The organism is Micromonospora sp. NPDC093243 (genome assembly GCF_044753725.1).
Classification (GTDB): domain Bacteria; phylum Actinomycetota; class Actinomycetes; order Mycobacteriales; family Micromonosporaceae; genus Micromonospora.
The window spans coordinates 208300-225830 of the sequence record NZ_JBIVNT010000009.1; the positions used below are offsets into that span (position 1 = coordinate 208300).

At 73.1% G+C, this 17531-nt stretch carries 14 protein-coding genes; 6 read left to right on the top strand and 8 right to left on the bottom strand.

Annotation, left to right across the window (positions count from 1 at the left end):
- Positions 1 to 26: 26 nt before the first annotated feature.
- Both ACIP9D_RS27960 and ACIP9D_RS27965 read right to left on the bottom strand, forming a co-directional pair.
- Complete coding sequence (locus tag ACIP9D_RS27960) at positions 27 to 743, bottom strand: response regulator transcription factor (protein ID WP_350874130.1); 717 nt, start codon at positions 741 to 743, stop codon at positions 27 to 29.
- Positions 740 to 1978 (bottom strand): histidine kinase, encoded by a 1239-nt coding sequence (locus ACIP9D_RS27965; RefSeq protein WP_350874131.1) that lies wholly within the window; start codon positions 1976 to 1978, stop codon positions 740 to 742. The genes ACIP9D_RS27960 and ACIP9D_RS27965 overlap by 4 nt, the downstream gene beginning before the upstream one ends.
- A gap of 195 nt (positions 1979 to 2173) precedes the next feature.
- On the opposite strand from ACIP9D_RS27965, the gene ACIP9D_RS27970 reads away from it, so the two are divergent.
- Positions 2174 to 2542, top strand: coding sequence for a hypothetical protein (locus ACIP9D_RS27970; protein WP_350874132.1), 369 nt, complete (start codon positions 2174 to 2176; stop codon positions 2540 to 2542).
- 36 nt (positions 2543 to 2578) lie between these two features.
- Here the strand turns inward: ACIP9D_RS27970 and ACIP9D_RS27975 are convergent, their stop codons facing one another.
- A complete protein-coding gene (locus ACIP9D_RS27975) occupies positions 2579 to 3226 on the bottom strand; it encodes a hypothetical protein (RefSeq protein ID WP_350874133.1) in 648 nt (215 codons plus the stop codon).
- Positions 3227 to 3446: 220 nt separating this feature from the next.
- On the opposite strand from ACIP9D_RS27975, the gene ACIP9D_RS27980 reads away from it, so the two are divergent.
- Positions 3447 to 4097, top strand: a complete 651-nt coding sequence (locus tag ACIP9D_RS27980; RefSeq protein WP_400451219.1) for a copper resistance protein CopC — start codon at positions 3447 to 3449, stop codon at positions 4095 to 4097.
- 68 nt (positions 4098 to 4165) lie between these two features.
- On the opposite strand, the gene gltX is transcribed toward ACIP9D_RS27980, so the two are convergent.
- From gltX to ACIP9D_RS27995, 3 genes are read right to left on the bottom strand one after another with little or no spacing between them, the layout of a single operon-like run.
- A complete protein-coding gene (gene gltX, locus ACIP9D_RS27985) occupies positions 4166 to 5575 on the bottom strand; it encodes a glutamate--tRNA ligase (RefSeq protein ID WP_350874135.1) in 1410 nt (469 codons plus the stop codon).
- A 49-nt stretch (positions 5576 to 5624) separates the two neighbouring features.
- Positions 5625 to 6902: an MFS transporter gene (locus ACIP9D_RS27990; protein ID WP_350874136.1), complete on the bottom strand. Its 1278-nt coding sequence runs from the start codon at positions 6900 to 6902 to the stop codon at positions 5625 to 5627.
- Positions 6899 to 8251 (bottom strand): GH1 family beta-glucosidase, encoded by a 1353-nt coding sequence (locus ACIP9D_RS27995; protein ID WP_350874137.1) that lies wholly within the window; start codon positions 8249 to 8251, stop codon positions 6899 to 6901. Before ACIP9D_RS27995 ends, ACIP9D_RS27990 begins: the two co-directional genes overlap by 4 nt.
- A 186-nt stretch (positions 8252 to 8437) precedes the next feature.
- Here ACIP9D_RS27995 and ACIP9D_RS28000 point away from each other — a divergent pair, with 186 nt between their 5' ends.
- Positions 8438 to 8887, top strand: coding sequence for an SRPBCC domain-containing protein (locus ACIP9D_RS28000; protein WP_350874138.1), 450 nt, complete (start codon positions 8438 to 8440; stop codon positions 8885 to 8887).
- A 151-nt stretch (positions 8888 to 9038) separates the two neighbouring features.
- On the opposite strand, the gene aceE is transcribed toward ACIP9D_RS28000, so the two are convergent.
- On the bottom strand, positions 9039 to 11783 hold the full coding sequence (aceE, locus tag ACIP9D_RS28005) for a pyruvate dehydrogenase (acetyl-transferring), homodimeric type (RefSeq protein WP_350874139.1): 2745 nt from the start codon (positions 11781 to 11783) through the stop codon (positions 9039 to 9041).
- 172 nt (positions 11784 to 11955) lie between these two features.
- Here aceE and ACIP9D_RS28010 point away from each other — a divergent pair, with 172 nt between their 5' ends.
- A complete protein-coding gene (locus tag ACIP9D_RS28010; RefSeq protein WP_350874140.1) occupies positions 11956 to 12435 on the top strand; it encodes a hypothetical protein in 480 nt (159 codons plus the stop codon).
- A gap of 26 nt (positions 12436 to 12461) precedes the next feature.
- Positions 12462 to 12866 (top strand): YjbQ family protein, encoded by a 405-nt coding sequence (locus tag ACIP9D_RS28015; RefSeq protein WP_350874141.1) that lies wholly within the window; start codon positions 12462 to 12464, stop codon positions 12864 to 12866.
- Positions 12867 to 13016: 150 nt separating this feature from the next.
- Here ACIP9D_RS28015 and ACIP9D_RS28020 read toward each other — a convergent pair whose 3' ends face one another.
- Positions 13017 to 14666, bottom strand: coding sequence for an alkaline phosphatase D family protein (locus tag ACIP9D_RS28020; RefSeq protein ID WP_350874142.1), 1650 nt, complete (start codon positions 14664 to 14666; stop codon positions 13017 to 13019).
- A gap of 241 nt (positions 14667 to 14907) precedes the next feature.
- Here ACIP9D_RS28020 and ACIP9D_RS28025 point away from each other — a divergent pair, with 241 nt between their 5' ends.
- On the top strand, positions 14908 to 17484 hold the full coding sequence (locus ACIP9D_RS28025; RefSeq protein WP_400451221.1) for a transketolase C-terminal domain-containing protein: 2577 nt from the start codon (positions 14908 to 14910) through the stop codon (positions 17482 to 17484).
- Positions 17485 to 17531 lie beyond the last annotated feature (47 nt).

Below are 17531 nucleotides of genomic sequence, written 5' to 3' on the forward strand. Positions count from 1 at the left end.
GCCGGGCCGCCGGCGGCCCCGACCGGTCAGGGCGGTGGCGGCGCGGGCAGGCTCAGCTCCTGGGCCAGGATGGCCGCCTGCACCCGGCTGCGCAGCGCCAGCTTGGCCAGGATCCGGCTGACATGGGTCTTGGTGGTGCTCTCCGCCAGGGCCAGTCGGTCGGCGATCTGCTGGTTGGACAGGCCCAGCCCCAGGCAGGCCAGCACGTCCCGCTCCCGGGGGGTGAGCGCGTCCACCGCCGCCCGGCTGCCATCCGGGGCGTCCGGCACGCTGTTTGCGAACGCCCGGATCAGCCGACGGGTGACCGCCGGGGCGATGAAGCCCTCACCGCGGGCCACCGTCCGCACCGCCGCCACCAGGCCCGCCGCGTCGGTGTCCTTCAGGAGGAAGCCGGCCGCCCCGGCCCGCAGCGCGCCGAAGACGTACTCGTCGAGGTCGAAGGTGGTGAGCACCAGCACGTCGGTGTGCCCGTCGGCGACGATCTCGCGGGTGGCCGCGATGCCGTCCCGGCGCGGCATCCGTACGTCCAGCACGGCGACGTCGGGGCGCAGGTCGCGGCAGAGCCGGACCGCCTCGTCGCCGTCGCCGGCCGCGCCGACCACCTCGACGTCCGGCGCGGCGGAGAGGATCAGCGCCAGCCCGGCGCGTACCGCCGGCTGGTCGTCGGCGAGCACCACCCGGATCGTCGCCCCGGTCGGCGCCCCTCGACGCCCGGCGCTCGGCTCGTCCACCCGGTCGGTCACGACGCCGGCTCGGCGGTCGGCAGGTTGGCCCGGACCCGCCATCGGCCGTCCCGTGGCCCGGCGGCGAACCGGCCGTCGAGCACGACCGCGCGCTCCCGCATGCCGATCAGACCCGCGCCCGCGCCGACCAGAGCCGCGCCGGGCAGGCCGCAGTGCGCGGGGCGGACCGGATTCTCCACCGTGACCACCACCTCGGCCGGCCGGTACGCGATCTCCAGGTCGGCCTCGCCGTCGCCGTGCTTCAGGGCGTTGGTCAACGACTCCTGCACGATCCGGTACGCCGCGAGGTCGACCCCGACCGGCAGCGCGGCCGGTTCCCCGCTGGTGCTCACCCGGACCGTCAGCCCGGCGGCTCGAACCCGCTCCACCAACCGATCCAGCTCACCGAGTCGGGCGGGGATCGCGTCCACCGGCACCGGCGCGGCCGGCCCGGACTGCTCAGTCGGCCCGACCGGCCAAGTCGGCTCGGCCGGCGCGCGCAACACGCCGATCATCTGCCGCATCTCGGCCAGACCCTGCACGCTGTTCTCCCGGATCACTTGCAGCGCGGACTCGACCTGGGCCCGGTCCAGCCCGGGCACGGAGAGCACCGCGGTGGCGTGGATGGCCACCGCGCTGAGGTGGTTGGCGACCACGTCGTGCAGCTCGCGGGCCATCCGCGCGCGCTCCGCGGCAACCGCCTGTCGCCGGTCCAGTTCCGTCAGGCGCGCGGTCTGTTCGGCCCGGGCCCGCTCGGACGCGGCCTGGTCGCGGTACTGCCGCACGCTGATCCCGGTGAGCACCGGCAGCACGCCGGCCAGCGCGAACGGCACGCCGAGGGCGACGCCCCGCCAGTGCCCGAAGATCACCACTCCGGCCACCGCGCCGAGCAGGCTCAGCGCGACCGTGATCCGCAGCAACCACCGCCACAGTGCCGCGCCACCGTGCACGCAGGCGTCGTAGAGCACCTGGGTGTAGATCAGGATGGTCCCCAACGAACCGCCGAGCAGGGTGTCCGCGACCACGGCGGCCGTGCCGAGGGCGAGGCTGGCGCCGGGGGACACCCGGCGTAGCGCCACGGCCGCGCAGACGGCCACCAGCGGTGGCAGGAACAGTGCGCCGGGCACGTCCGGATGCGGGGTGATCTGCGGCTGCCAGCCGAGGCCGTGCAGGACCAGCCCGCCGGCCAGCGCCGCGCCGGCCAGAGCGAGATCCCGTCCCGGGGTGCCGGCGCTCAGCCACGGTGGCGGTCGCATGGCCCGATCCCACCACATCGGGGCCCGGTCGCCCTCCGCCCCCGGGAGGACGTCAGACCGGCCCGCCTCCCCCGAAGGAGGTACCCCGGGAGCTGGCGGCGGCACGCGCTGCACGGCACGTCGGGGCCGGCCAGTACGGTGACAGGGCACGTCGGCGCGACCGTCGACGGCGACCGCGAGCGTGAGGAGACCGGGATGACCCAGGGGGAAGCCGAGCACGGCTGCGCCCAGGGTGAGCCCTGCCGGCCGGGCCACCACGAGCAGCAGGCGGGCGCCAAGCACCGCCGTCTGGTCGGCGGGGTGCCGCCCTTCACGCCGGAGCCGGTGGGCGGCTGGCCCGCGGAGTCGACCGGCGGGTGGCCGGCCGAGCGGGCCGAGGAGGAGGTCCCGGTGCCCCGGCAACGCTCCGGAGAGCTGCCCTCGCCGGTCGAGCCCGAGCCGGTGACGACGGCCTCGGGCTGCCGCAGCGTCCTCCCGGGTTGGGCGGGTGCGCACCGGCACGGCCCCGTCCGACCCCGGCAGCGCGGCGCTCGCCGCGAGCACCCGCCGCGCCGCTGGTGCTGATTCCGCGCGACGGGCGCTGACCGACCTGGGCGGCCGTCAGCGGGTACGGCGGCGGATGAGCAGCGCGATCCCGGCCAGGCCGCTGGTGATGACCAGCATCACCGCGACGTTGAGCAGCAGCAGCCGCTGGAGTTCGCTGAGTGCCTCGTCGATGTCCCGGCCCGGGTTGATCGCGTCTTCCGGGATCACCCGCTCGCCACCGCCGACGCCGCCGCTGACGGTGTCGTACTGCCGCTCCAGCGGCACTCCGGCGGTGCGCAGCGTCTCCGACATGGAGAGTCGACCGAGAAACCAGCCGGCACTGGTCTTGCGGGAATCCGGCTGCTTGGCCGGCCGGTAGACCCGGGGCCCGCCGACGGCCTTCGGGTAGAGGTCGTAGGTCTGCTTCGGCGTCTCGCCGGCCAGCACGACGACCGTGTACTTCGGACCGAGATCGGCCGGCTTCGGCCCGTTGGCCGTGCCGATCCGGCCGAGGAAGTTGACCTGATCGATCAGGGCGACCACGTGCGCCGGCTGGGTGTCCGAGCGCAGCCGCAGCGGCGCGCTCATCCCGGTACCGGTGATGTCGACGCCGGGCGGCGGCGGCTTCGGCGCGGCCTGAGCCGGGCCGGCGACGCCGAGCGACACGGCCGCCGTGAGCGCCCCGGCCAGCACGGCGATCAGCCGCCTCACCTGTCGGACCATCGCCGCCTCCTCGCCCCGTTCGATGGATGGCTTCGCTGCGCCTGACGTGTCGGTCGGTCGACGGCGACCGGACCCGATGGCCGGACGCCCCACCTAAAGACTCCGCAGAATGTCGATCGGTTGCAGTATCTGGAACAGTATTTGGAACTATGTGCGATCTCGGCTCGACTAATGAGGAGCCGTTGATCAGCGCGCGGATCGTACCTTTACGGAGGGGTTCATGGGGGGCAGGGTCGCACGTGTGGCGCGGTTCGGGCCAGCGGTCTTCGGCGTGGCGCTCGGTGTGTCGTTGTTGCTGCCGGCGCAGCCGGCTGCCGCGCACAACTCGCTGACCGGCAGCGATCCGCGCGACGGCGCGCGGGTGGCGGCCGCGCCGACGCGCGTCGAACTCCGGTTCCTGTCCCGACTGGATCCGAGTACGACGAAGATCACACTGACCGGACCGGACAATGTGGTCGCGGCCGGTGGGGCGCCGCGCTTCTCGGGCAGCCGGGTGAGCGTGCCGTTCAAGCCGGGCAAGGCCGGTCTCTACACCGTCGGCTACCGGGTGGCGTCCGGCGACGGGCATCCGATCTCCGGCGAGGTGCGCTTCACCCTCACCACCGGCACGCCGGCCGATCCCTCGGCCGCACCGACGTCGGGCCCGGCCGTGCCACCCTCGGCCAGCTCGACCGCCGGCTCGTCCCCGGCAGGGTCGGCGTCGCCGACGGCTGGTCCGGACGGTGCCAGCCCGACGGCGGCCGCCGTGCCCGCCGCTGAGGAGCAGGAGGGCAGCGGCAACGGCTGGTTCTGGGCGCTCGGCGGCCTGGTCCTGCTCGCCGCGCTGTTGACCGGCGGCTTCCTGCTCCGCCGCCGCGCCAGCCGCGGCTGACCGGCGGGCGAGCCGCACGCGCAGCCGGCAAGTCCGGTGCGGGTGCGGCCCGGCCGCCGGTACCGGCGTCAGACCAGGCGGACCCGGGCGGCGCGCAGCCGGGTGAGCGTGCGCTCGCGGCCGAGCACCTCCAGCGACTCGAAGAGCGGCAGCCCCACGCTGCGGCCGGTGACCGCGACCCGGACCGGCGCCTGGGCCTTGCCGAGCTTGAGACCCCGCTCAGCGCCGACCGCCTCCAGGGCAGACTTGATCGACTCGGCGTCCCAGGAGGGCAACGACTCGAACGCCGCCGTCGCGGCCTCCAGCAGCTCCGCCGAGCCCTCCTTCATCGCCTTGGCCCAGGCCGCCTCGTCGATCAGCGGGGTGGCCAGGAAGAGGAAGTCGACGTTCGGCACGATCTCGCTGAGCACGGCGATCCGGGTCTGGGCCAGCGGGGCGACGGCCGCGAACGCGGTGGCGTCGAACTCCGCAGGCTGCCACGGCGGGGGCGCGATGGTGCCGGTGCCGGTCAGCCACGGCTGGCAGGCGGCGACGAACTCGTCCACCGGCAGTGCCCGGATGTACTCCCCGTTGAACGCGCGCAGCTTCTTCTCGTCGAAGAAGGCCGGCGAGGGGTTGACCTCCTCCAGCCGGAACTCCTGCTCGATCACCGACCAGGGGACGATCTCCCGGTCGCCGGACGGCGCCCAGCCGAGCAGCATCAGGTAGTTGCGCATCGCGGCGGACAGGTAGCCCTCGTCGCGGTACGCCTCCAGGGCGACCTTGTCCCGCCGTTTGGAGAGCTTCTGCCGCTTCTCGTTGACCACCACCGGCACGTGCGCCCAGATCGGCGGCTTGACGCCCAACGCGTCCCAGAGCAGCTGCTGCTTCGGGGTGTTCGGCAGGTGCTCCTCGGCCCGGATCACGTGGGTGATCCCCATGGTCATGTCGTCCACGACGTTGGCCAGCAGGAAGACCGGCGAGCCGTCGCCCCGGGCGATGACGAAGTCCTCGATCAGCCTGTTCTCGAAGGTCGGCTCGCCGCGGATCAGGTCGACCACCACGGTCTCGCCCTCGTCCGGGGTGCGGAAGCGCAGCGCCCGCCCCTCGCCCGGGCCGAGACCCTTGTCCCGGTGGAAGCCGTCGTAGCCGGCGTACTGCGAGCCGGTGCGGGCCTGGACGTCCTCCCGGGTGCAGTCGCAGTAGTACGCCCGGCCCGACTCGTAGAGCCGCTGCGCGGCGGCCCGGTGCTCGTGGGCATTCTCCGACTGGAAGTGCGGGCCCTCGTAGCTGGTGCGCTCGATGCCGATCCAGTCGAGCGCGGAGAGGATGCCCTCGGTCCACTCGGGCTTGTTGCGGGCCGCGTCGGTGTCCTCGATGCGGAGCACGAACACCCCGCCCTGCTGCTTGGCGTAGATCCAGTTCTGCAGGGCCGAGCGGGCCCCGCCGACGTGGAACATACCGGTCGGGGAGGGGGCGAAGCGTACACGTACCGTCACGCCCCCAGCCTACGGCGCTGCGCCACCGCATTCGGCCAAGGGGTGCCGCTCAGGGCACCGAACGGATCTTCACGACCAGGGCGCTGCCGAGCAGGGTCACCACCGCGGTCACCGCGTAGAGCGTCGGGTAGCCGCCCAGATGCACCACGATCGGCGCGGAGAGGGCCGGACCGAGCACCTGTGGCGCGGAGTTCGCGATGTTGATCACCCCGAGGTCCTTGGCCCGGTCGGTGGCCCGGGGCAGTACCTGGGTGATCAAGGCCGCGTCCACCGAGAGGTAGACGCCGTAGCCGGCGCCGAGCAGCAACGCGGCGACCACCGCCATCGGCCAGACCGGGGCGACCGCGAGCAGCACCGCGGCAACCGCCATGATCAGGCCGGACGTGATCACGTAGACCTTGCGCCGTCCGGAGCGGTCGGAGAGCCGGCCGGCGATCACCGCGGTGAGCATCATCCCGAGCGTGTAGAGCAGGATCAGCACCAGCAGGCTGCCCTCGGGATCGGCCACCCGCACCCCGTCGGTGAGGAAGTACAGCAGGTAGAGGGTGCCCAGCGCGTTGCCCACCTGGACCAGGAAGCGGGTGAGCCAGGCCCAGGCGAAGTCGGGGTGCCGGCGCGGACTGATCCACATCGAGGCCAGCAGGGCCCGCGGCCGCAGCGCCGGCCGGTGCGTGCGGGGCAGCGGGTCGTCGGCGGTGAAGAGCGCGAACGGCAGCGACAGCAGCAGCATGGCCACCGCGATCGCCAGGTAACCGGCGGCGTTGCCGGTGACCACGGCGGTGACCAGCACCGCGCCGACCACCAGCCCGAGCGCCTGCGGGATGCCCACCCAGCCGGAGACCCCGCCGCGTTGGACGACCGGCACCCGGTCCGGGATGGCGGCGGTGAGGCTGGCCAGCATCGCGTTGAAGCAGACCTGGGCGGCGACCCAGGCCACCGTCACCCCGAGCACGGTCCGCTGCTGGGCCAGCAGCACCAGGGCCGCCGCCCCGAGCAGTGCGCCGCCCGCCGTCCAGACGTGCCGACGGCCGAACTCGCGCCCGCCCAGCCGCAGGCAGGTCCGGTCGGACAGCGCGCCCGCGAGGGGGTTGGCGATCACCGCCGCGAGCGCGCCGAGCCCGGTGACCACGGCCAGCATCGCCTCCTTGTCACCGGGGGTGATCCGCTCGATCTGCTGCGGCAGCAGCACCTGGATCGGGGTGAAGAAGGCCATCCAGACCCCGAGGTTGGCCGCGAAGATCAAGGCGATCCAGCTACGCCGGACCGGCACGGTCGGCTCGGCCAGCGCCGCCGGCAGCGACGTCGGGGTCGGGTCGACGGTGGTCACCGCGCCGGACCCCGGCGGGCGGCCGCGATCACGTCGCGGAGCCAGACGTACGAGGACTTCGGGGTGCGGGTCTGGTCGGTGTAGTCGACGTGCACCAGGCCGAAGCGCTTGGTGAAACCCTCGGCCCACTCCCAGTTGTCCAACAGCGACCAGACGAAGTACCCGCGCACGTCGACGCCGTCGTCGAGGGCCGCCCGGATCGCGCGCAGGTGCCCGTCGAGGTAGGCGATCCGGTCGGGGTCGTGCACCTGGCCGTCCGGCCCCGGCGCGTCGTCGTACGCGCAGCCGCTCTCGGTGATCTCGATGGGCGGCAGCGCGTCGCCGTAGCTGTCGCGCAGCCAGCCGAGCAGCTCACGCAGCCCGTCCGGGGCGACCGGCCAGTCGAACGCGGTCCGCGGATAGCCATCCAGCGGCACCAGCTCGAACGGCAGCGGCGAGCCCTCCTCGGGTGCGCGTACCCCGGTCGGGTTGTAGTAGTTGACCCCGAGCACGTCGATCGGCGCGGCGATGGCCGCCAGGTCGCCGTCGCGGACGAGGGACTCGTCGACGGCGGCGCCGTCCGGGTAGCCCCGGCCGAGCAGTGGGTCGGTGAAGAGCCGGTTGTGCAACGCCTCGTAGGCCGCGCCGGCGGCCCGGTCGGCGTCGGTGTCGCCGAGGACGCGCACCGGCGAGTAGTTGTTGGCGATGGCCACCGGGCTGCCGGTGCGGGCGCGCAGGGCGTCGACCGCCAGCCCGTGGCCGAGCAACTGGTGGTGGGCGACGGGGAAGGCGTCGAAGAGCAGCATCCGGCCCGGGGCGTGCACGCCCATCCCGTAGCCGAGGCTCATGTGGACGAACGGCTCGTTCAGCGTGATCCAGAGCCGGACCCGGTCGCCCAGCCGGGCGGCGACCAGGTCGGCGTACGCGGCGAAGCGGGCGGCGCTGTCCCGGTTCAGCCAGCCGCCGGCGTCCTCCAGCGGCTGCGGCAGGTCCCAGTGGTAGAGGGTGGCCACCGGGTCGATGCCGTGCGCGAGCAGCTCGTCGACCAGCCGGTCGTAGAAGTCCAGCCCGGCCGGGTGGGCCGGCCCGGCGCCGGTCGGCTGGACGCGGGGCCAGGCGACGGAGAAGCGGTACGCCGAGACGCCCAGCCCGGCCAGCAGCCCGACGTCCTGCCGGTACCGGTGGTAGTGGTCGCAGGCGAGGTCCCCGGTGCTGCCGTCGGCGATCCGGCCGGGGGAGTGGGCGAAGGTGTCCCAGATGGACGTTCCGCGTCCGCCCGCCCCGACCGCGCCCTCGATCTGGTACGCGGAGGTGGAGACGCCCCAGCGGAAGCCGGCGGGGAACTGCGGCATCGGTGCGGTCGGCGGCATGCGTCCTCCCGATCAACGTGAAACGTGTTCGGGACTCTAGGGCCCGGTCGGGGATTGCGCCATAGGCCGCGATGGCGCGATGCGCAATGGTCTTCGGCGTGTCTTTTTCCGAACCCGTCCAGGTACGTCCGAATTTGCGCATAGAGTGCCGATATCGTGGGATGTCCTCACTGGAGGAAGACGGAAATGATCCTCGTGGAACGCAGTGCGCACGTGGCGGCGCCGGTGGAAGCGGTCTGGGACGTCGTGCAGCGGGCCGAGCAGTTGCCGGCCTGGCTGGCGGGGGTCCGTGCGGCCGAAGTGCTCTCGGGAGAGGGCTTCGGACGACGGCAACGGGTCCAGGCCGGGCGTGGCGCGGCGCATGAGGCCGAGGTGATCGCCTTTCAGGAGCCGACCCTGATCGGGTGGCGCGAGCGCGCCAAGGGTGCCGGCGCCCGAGCGGAGGCGCGCACCGAGATCTACGTACAGCTCACTCCCGACGACGAGGAGGAGGGCGGCACCGTCGTGCGGCTGATCGTCGTACGCTGGCCGGCCGGCCCGGTCAAGGCCGCCCTGCTCCGGCTCGGTCTGCGCAGGGTCGGCGCCGATCTGGAGGATTCGCTGGCCCGGCTGACCGACCTGGCCGCCGTCGGCTGACCGGACCCGTCCTGGCGTCGCCCGCGACGGCGGTGGCCCGGCCTCCCTGCCAGGGACGTCGGTCCACCGCCGCTTCGTCGCACCCGCCGGTGCGCAGACGGCGAAGGGCCCGTGCCTGCCGGCACGGGCCCTTCGAAACGGGTCGGACGGACTAGCTGTCGCCGCCGGTCTCGCCGACCGGGGCCGCGTTGACGTCGTCGATCGCGTACTTCTTGGCCGCCTCGGCCGGCACGTTGGCCGGCACCGCGCCGCGCAGCGCGAGCTGTCGCAGCGTGGCGACCACGATCGACTCGGCGTCGACGTGGAAGTGCCGGCGCAGGGCGTGCCGGGTGTCCGACATGCCGAAGCCGTCGGTGCCGAGCGAGGTGTAGTCGCCGGGTACCCAGCGGGCGATCAGATCCGGCACCGCCCGCATGAAGTCGCTGACCGCGACCTTCGGCCCGTCCGCCTCGGCCAGCTTCCGCTGGATGTACGGCACTCGCGGCTCGGTGCCCGGGTTGAGCAGGTTGTGCTCCTCGGCCTCGACCGCGTCGCGGCGCAGCTCGGTCCAGGAGGTCACCGACCAGACGTCGGCGGCCACCCCCCAGTCCTGGGCGAGCAGCTGCTGTGCCTTGAGCGCCCACTGCATGCCGGTGCCGGAGGCGAGGACGTTCGCCTTCGGCGCGTCCCCGTCGACCTGCGGGGCGGGGGAGTAGCGGTAGATGCCCTTGAGGATGCCCTCGACGTCCACGCCCTCCGGCTCGGCCGGCTGGAAGATCGGCTCGTTGTAGACGGTGAGGTAGTAGAAGACGTTCTCCTGCGCCTCGCCGTACATCCGGTGCAGGCCGTTCTCCATGATGTGCGCGATCTCGAAGGAGAACGCCGGGTCGTACGCGACGACCGCCGGGTTGGTGGCGGCGATCAGCAGCGAGTGACCGTCCTCGTGCTGCAGGCCCTCACCGTTGAGCGTGGTCCGCCCCGCGGTCGCGCCGAGCAGGAAGCCCCGGGCCATCTGGTCGGCGGCGGCCCACAGGCCGTCGGCGGTCCGCTGGAACCCGAACATCGAGTAGAAGATGTACATCGGGATCATCGGCTCGTCGTGCGTGGCGTACGACGAGCCCGCGGCGGTGAACGAGGCGACCGAGCCGGCCTCGTTGATCCCCTCGTGCAGGATCTGCCCGGTCGTCGACTCCTTGTAGGACAGGAACAGCTCCCGGTCGACCGAGGTGTAGCGCTGCCCGTGCGGCGAGTAGATCTTCGCGGTCGGGAAGATCGAGTCCAGGCCGAAGGTACGCGCCTCGTCCGGGATGATCGGCACCCAGCGCTTGCCGAACTCCTTGTCCTTCATGATGTCCTTGAGCAGGCGGACGAAGGCCATCGTGGTGGCCACCTTCTGCTTGCCCGAGCCGCGCTTGACGTCGGCGAACCGCTCCGGCCCCGGGATGGTCAGCTTCTTCGAGCTGGTCCGCCGCGACGGCAGGTAGCCACCGAGCTGCTCGCGCCGCTCCCGGAGGTACTGCATCTCGTCGGACTTGTCGTCCGGGCGGTAGTACGGCGGCAGGTAGGGGTTCTCCTCCAGCGCCGAGTCCGGAATGTCCAGGTAGAGCCGGTCGCGGAAGGTCTTCAGGTCCTCCAGCGTCAGCTTCTTCATCTGGTGGGTGGCGTTGCGGCCCTCGAAGTGCGAGCCGAGCGTCCAGCCCTTGATCGTCTTGGCCAGGATGACCGTCGGCTGCCCGGTGTGCTCGGTGGCCGCCTTGTAGGCCGCGTAGAGCTTCCGGTAGTCGTGCCCACCCCGCTTGAGGTTCCAGATCTCGTCGTCACTGAGGTGCTCCACCATCTTGCGGGTCCGCGGGTCGCGGCCGAAGAAGTGCTCCCGGACGTACGCGCCGGACTCCGCCTTGTAGGTCTGGTAGTCGCCGTCCGGCGTGGTGTTCATGAGGTTGACCAGCGCGCCGTCGGTGTCCGCGGCGAGCAGCGGGTCCCACTCCCGGCCCCAGACGACCTTGATCACGTTCCAGCCGGCGCCGCGGAAGAACGCCTCCAGCTCCTGCATGACCTTGCCGTTGCCCCGGACCGGGCCGTCCAGCCGCTGCAGGTTGCAGTTGATCACGAAGGTGAGGTTGTCCAGCTCCTCGCGGGCGGCCACGCCGATCGCGCCCAGCGTCTCCGGCTCGTCCATCTCGCCGTCGCCGAGGAAGGCCCAGACGTGCTGCTGGGAGGTGTCCTTGATGCCCCGGTGCTGCAGGTAGCGGTTGAACCGGGCCTGGTAGATCGCGTTCAGGCCACCGAGCCCCATCGAGACGGTGGGGAACTCCCAGAAGTCGGGCATCAGCCGCGGGTGCGGGTACGACGGCAGCGCGCCGCCCGGGTGTGACAGCTCCTGACGGAACCCGTCGAGCTGGTTGTCGCTGAGCCGGCCCTCCAGGAACGCGCGGGCGTACATGCCGGGGGAGGCGTGGCCCTGGTAGAAGATGTGGTCACCGCCGCCGGGGTGGTTCTTGCCCCGGAAGAAGTGGTTGAAGCCCACCTCGTAGAGGGAGGCGGAGCTGGCGAAGGTGGAGATGTGCCCGCCGACGCCGATCTCCGGGCGCTGCGCCCGGTGCACCAGCATCGCGGCGTTCCACCGGATGTAGGCCCGGATCCGCCGCTCGACGTGCTCGTCACCCGGGAACCACGGCTCGCGCTCGGACGGAATCGTGTTGATGTAGTCCGTGGTGGTCAGGGGCGGAACCCCGACCTGGCGCTCGCGGGCCCGCTCGAGCAGGCGCAGCATGACGTAACGGGCGCGCTTGGTTCCGCGCTCGTCGATGACACCGTCAAGCGACTCGACCCATTCGCTGGTTTCCTCAGGGTCGATGTCCGGAAGCTGGCTCGGCAGGCCGTCGCTGATCACCGGGCGCTTGCGTTCCGTAGCCACAGGCGTTCCCTCGATTGTGTGTGGGATAGGTCTCTAGCGCCATCCTGCCCCCTGGTGGCACCCGTCGTCACGTCTAGGTCCCCCGGACGCGACGCTGAACACAGGTACCCGCTAGTAACTTAGCGCGACGGCGCCCGCTTCCGTCTTGTCCGGGCCCACTACCCTGCCGGGCATGAACGGGCGACGAGTGGTGCTCGGCGGCCTCCTCCTGACGGCCGGGGCGCTCGCGGTGGTCCCCGCGACGCCGGTGCTGCTGGCGAGTGATCTCGCCGCGCTGCCGATCATGATCTTTGGCCTGGCGGCGGCGGTGTTCGGCGCGGCGCGGCTGCGCGGCGGCCTGCGCGCTCCGGCGCCGCCCCGGGTGGCGCGAGGCGTGCCCGGCCCGCGCCGCCGGTACGCCGAGACCAGCAGCCCGCCGATGCCCTACTACTCGACCAACGACTACCCGTACACGTCCGATGGTGGACATCACCGCGAGGGTGATCGCGGGTCGATCGGCGACCACCGCGGCGAGGGGTCCGGCGGTGACTCGGGCGGCGGCTGGTTTGGCGGCGGTGACTCCGGTGGCGGCTGGTCTGGTGGCGGTGGCGGCTGGTCCGGTGGCGGTGGCGGCGACTCCGGCGGCGGTGGCGGCGGAGGCGGCGGTTCCTGACCGAGGGCTGCGGCAGAATGCGACGTATGCGCAGTGACGTGATCACCGTCCAGACCGGGTCCCGGCCGGCCGTCCGGGACATCACCGCGGAGGCCCAGGCGTTCGTCTCCGGTCAGGGGGACGGGCTGCTGCACGTCTTCGTGCCGCACGCCACCGCCGGGCTGGCGATCATCGAGACCGGGTCCGGCTCCGACGACGACCTGTTGACCGCGCTGGACGACCTGCTCCCCACTGACGACCGCTGGCGGCACCGGCACGGCTCGCCCGGGCACGGCCGCGATCACGTGCTGCCGGCGTTCGTGCCGCCGTACGCGACGCTGCCGGTGCTCGGCGGTCGGATGGCGCTGGGCACCTGGCAGTCGATCTGCCTGGTCGACACCAACGGCGACAACCCCACCCGCCAGGTCCGCTTCTCCTTCCTACCCGGCTGACCCACCCCGCCCCGGGCCGCCCGCCGCTCCGCACGCAAGATCCGCGCGACTTCCGGGAAGTTGCTGCCTCGACGCGTGCTGAGGCCGCACCTTCCCCGATGTTGCGCGGATCTTGGCCTGACGTTGCGCGGATCGTGAGGCGGCGGTGGGTTACGGGCGGACGGTCTCCGACTCGACGGTCTGTTGGCCGAGGTCCGCCTCAGGGACGCCACGGCGGGCGGCGGACGGGAGCGGGTTGTCCGCCGTCTGGTGCAGGCCCGGCACCCGGTCCTCGATCACGAACGACGCCCGGGTGTGCGACGGGGCGTCCGGGCGGCTGACGTACGGCAGCACGTCGAAGTCCGCGGCGAGCTGTCCGGGGGTGATCCGGGTGCGGACGTACCCCCGCAGGTTGTTCTGGAACCGCAGGTGCGGGTTGAACGCCAGCCACGGGTGCGACCCGCCGGGCGAGTCGGCGCCGTCCCCGCCCGAGGTGATCGAGGAGCAGACCAGCTCGCTGCCGACCGTCCGGGAGGTCGGGTCGGCGTAGTCCAGCTTCAGGTCGCTGGCCCAGTGCGCGTGCACGTCGCCGGTGAGCACCACCGGATTGCGCACCCCGGCGGCGAGCCAGCCGCGGGTGATCCGGTCCCGGGAGGCGACGTACCCGTCCCAGGCGTCCATGCTGGTCACCGTGAGCGGGCCGGCGTTGTTGTCCCGCTGGGCGAAGAAGACCTGCTGGCCGAGGATGTCCCAGCGGGCGTCCGAGCGGCGGAAGCCCTCCAGCAGCCACGCCTCCTGCTCGGCGCCGGTGATCGACCGGGTCGGGTCGGCCGCCGCGGCGCAGTCCCGGTAGCCGTCGCCGCAGGCCTGGTCGTCGCGGTACTGCCGGGTGTCGAGCATGTGGAAGGTGGCCAGCCGGCCCCAGCGGACCCGCCGGTAGAGCTGCATGTCGATGCCGCGTGGGATGGAGGTGCGCCGCAGCGGCATGTTCTCGTAGTAGGCCTGGAACGCCGCCGCCCGCCGCGCGAGGAAGTCCGGGTCCGCCGCCTCCGGCGTCTCGTCGGCCCAGTTGTTCTCCACCTCGTGGTCGTCGAAGACCACCACCCACGGCGCCACCGCGTGCGCCGCCTGCAGGTCGGCGTCGGTCTTGTACTGGGCGTGGCGCTGCCGGTAGTTGGCCAGCGTCCGGGTCTCCGGGCCCTCGTGGTCGCGCGGGTTGCCGCCCGGCACGGTGTAGGTGTCCGGCGCGTACTCGTACTGGTAGTCGCCGAGGTGCAGGATCAGCTCCGGCTCGGTCTCAGCGAGCCGCCGGTACGCGGTGAAGTAGCCGTGCTCGTACTGGGAGCAGGAGACGAAGCCCATCGCCAGCGCGGCGGGCATGGCCGACGGTGCCGGGGCGGTGCGGGTGCGGGCGACCGGCGAGAGGTGGCGCTCGGCGCGGAAGCGGTAGAAGTACTCCCGGCCCGGCAGCAACCCGGCCAGCTCCACGTGCACGCTGTGCGCCGACTCCGGGCGGGCCAGCGCCACGCCGCGCCGGACCACGTGCCGGAACCGCTCGTCGGCGGCGAGCTCCCAGTTGACCGCCACGACCCGGTTCGGCATGCCGCCCAGGCCGTCATCGGCCAACGGCTGCGGGGCGAGCCGGGTCCAGAGCACGAAGCCGTCGTGGTCGGGATCGCCGGAGGCGACCCCCAGGGTGAACGGGTACGCCAGCGGGCGGGCGCCGGCGGGCCTGGCCGCCGCCGAACCCGGCAGGCCGGCGACGGCGCCGGCGCCGGCCGCCGCGCCGCTCAACAGGATGGTGCGTCGGGACAGTGACACGAAATCCTCCCCAGAGTCCGGTTCTTCCGACCGGGGAAGCGTCCCGAGCGCGGGTGGCCACCAGGTGACCGGAAGGGCTCCGCGTCGTCAACCAGCAACCGAACCCGTCCCCAACAACCCTGCCCGTGGGCCCTTGACGATCAAGGAGTTGTGGTGCCCGGCAAGAGCCGCGAAGCAGCAGATATCGGGCACCACAACTGCATGATCGCCGGGCGGTGGGCGGGTGTCCGGGTGGGCGGACGTGGCCCGCGTCGGTAATGCTGTCGACGTGACCACCCCGCACGATCTCGATGACCGGTTCCGGGAGACGCTGGCGGCGCTGACCGCCCCCGAGCAGGGGCGCGACCCGGCCGAGCCGGTTGCCGACGGCGTCGAGCTGACCGGCGCACAGGCACTCGACCTCTTCGACGCGCAGGTCACCAGCCGACAGCTCGACCTGGCCGGGCGCTGGTTGCGTAGCTTCGACGAGGGCTTCTACACGATCGGCTCGGCCGGTCACGAGGGCAACGCAGCGGTCGCCGCGGCGCTGCGGCCCACCGACCCGGCCCTGCTGCACTACCGCTCCGGCGCGTTCTACTGCGTCCGCGCCGGTCAGGCCGCGGTTCCCGCCGCTGCGCCCCCGGCCGACGACCCCGGGGACGGCGGCGGTCTGGTCGACCCGTCCGGCGCGGTCGCCGATCCGTCCGGCCAGGCATCGGCTCCCGCCACGGCGCCGGCCGGCGCCGGCCCGACCGGGCCCGCCGGCCCGCGCGCGATCACCGGCGACACCGGCACCCCCGAGAGCGCCGTCTCAGACAGCGCCGATCCGGGCGGGGACGGCGACGCGGCAGGCCGGGAGAGCGCCCGACCCGAGCGCCCCTGGATGTACGCCGGGGCGGCTCGGGACGTGCTGCGCGGAATGGTCGCCTCCGCCGCGGACCCGATCGCCGGCGGCCGGCACAAGGTCTTCGGCCACCCCGACCTCGCCGTCGTGCCGACCACCTCCACCATCGCCTCGCACCTGCCCCGGGCGGTCGGGATGGGGCTCGCCGTGGAGCGGCTGCGCCGGCAGGAGCGCGCCGGCGGCGGGGTGCGCATCGGCGGCGACGCCGAGCAGTCGCCCTGGCCGTCCGACGCCGTCGTCGTCTGCTCGTTCGGCGACGCCTCGGTCAACCACGCCAGCGCCACCGCCGCGTTCAACACCGCCGGGTGGTACGACCACACCGGGCTGCGGATCCCGGTGCTCTTCGTCTGCGAGGACAACGGCCTCGGCATCAGCGTCCGCTCGCCGCAGGGCTGGGTGGAGGCGACGCTGCGGGCCAAGCCGGGGATCCGCTACTTCAGCGCCGACGGCAGCGACCTGGTGCAGGCGTACGCGGTGGCGGGCGAGGCGGCGGCCTGGGTGCGGCGGCACCGCCGGCCGGCCGTGCTGCACCTGCGCACGGTACGGCTGATGGGGCACGCCGGCGCGGACGCCGAGACCGCGTACCGCAGCCCGGCGGAGGTCGCCGCGGACCTCGACCGGGATCCGCTGGTCGCCACCGCGCGGCTGCTGGTCGAGGCGGGGGTGGCCACCGGCGCGGAGCTGCTGGCCCGGTACGACGACATCGGCTGGCAGGTACGACGGCTCGCCGAGGAGGTCATCGGCGAGCCCAAGCTCGCTGCCGCGGCCGAGGTGGTCGCCCCGCTGGCGCCCCGGCGTCCGGTGCGGGTGTCCCGGGCGGTGGCCGACGCGGCGGCCCGGGCCAGCGGGCCCGGGGCCGCGGCGCGGGCCGAGGCGTTCGGCGGCAAGCCGCCGGAGCTGACCGGCCCGCTGACCCTGGCGCAGAGCATCAACGGCGCGCTGGCCGACGGGATGCTCGACCATCCGCAGATGGCGATCTTCGGCGAGGACGTGGCCGCCAAGGGCGGCGTGTACGGGGTGACGAAGGGGCTGCGCGACCGGTTCGGGCCGGCACGGGTGTTCGACACCCTGCTCGACGAGACGTCGGTGCTCGGGTTGGGGCTGGGCGCCGGGCTGGCCGGGATGCTCCCGGTGCCCGAGATCCAGTACCTGGCGTACCTGCACAACGCCGAGGACCAGCTCCGCGGCGAGGCGGCCACCATGCAGTTCTTCTCCCGGGGGGCGTTCCGCAACCCGATGGTGGTGCGGGTGGCCGGGCTGGCCTACCAGCAGGGCTTCGGAGGGCACTTCCACAACGACAACTCGGTGGCCGTACTGCGGGACGTGCCCGGTCTGGTGATCGCCGTGCCGGCGCGGCCCGACGACGCCGCGCCGATGCTGCGGACCTGCCTGGCCAGCGCGGCGGTGGACGGCAGCGTCTGCGTGTTCCTGGAGCCGATCGCGCTGTACCACACCCGGGACCTCTATGCCGAGGGCGACGGGGAGTGGCTGGCCGGCTATCCCGAGCCGGGCGCGTGGGTGAGCGGGCACGTGCCGATCGGTCGGGCCCGGGTGTACGGGGTGGGCTCGGCCGAGGACCTCACCATCATCACCTTCGGTAACGGCGTACGGCTCTCGCTGCGTGCCGCGGCCACCCTCGCCGACGAGGGGATCGGCACCCGGGTGGTGGACCTGCGCTGGCTCGCGCCGCTGCCGGTGGCGGACATCATCCGGGAGGCCTCCGCGACCGGCCGGGTGCTGGTGGTGGACGAGACTCGCCGGTCCGGGGGCGTGGGCGAAGGGGTGATCGCGGCACTGGTCGATGCCGGATATGTCGGGGCGGCGCGACGAGTAGCCGGACTTGACTCGTTTGTACCATTAGGTCCGGCCGCGCGTCAGGTTCTGGTCTCCGAGGAAGCCATTACCCAGGGTGCCCGCACGCTCCTGGCACGGTAAATTCCGTTCCACCCGGTGCGCCACTTGCGCGGGGGGCCACAACTGTG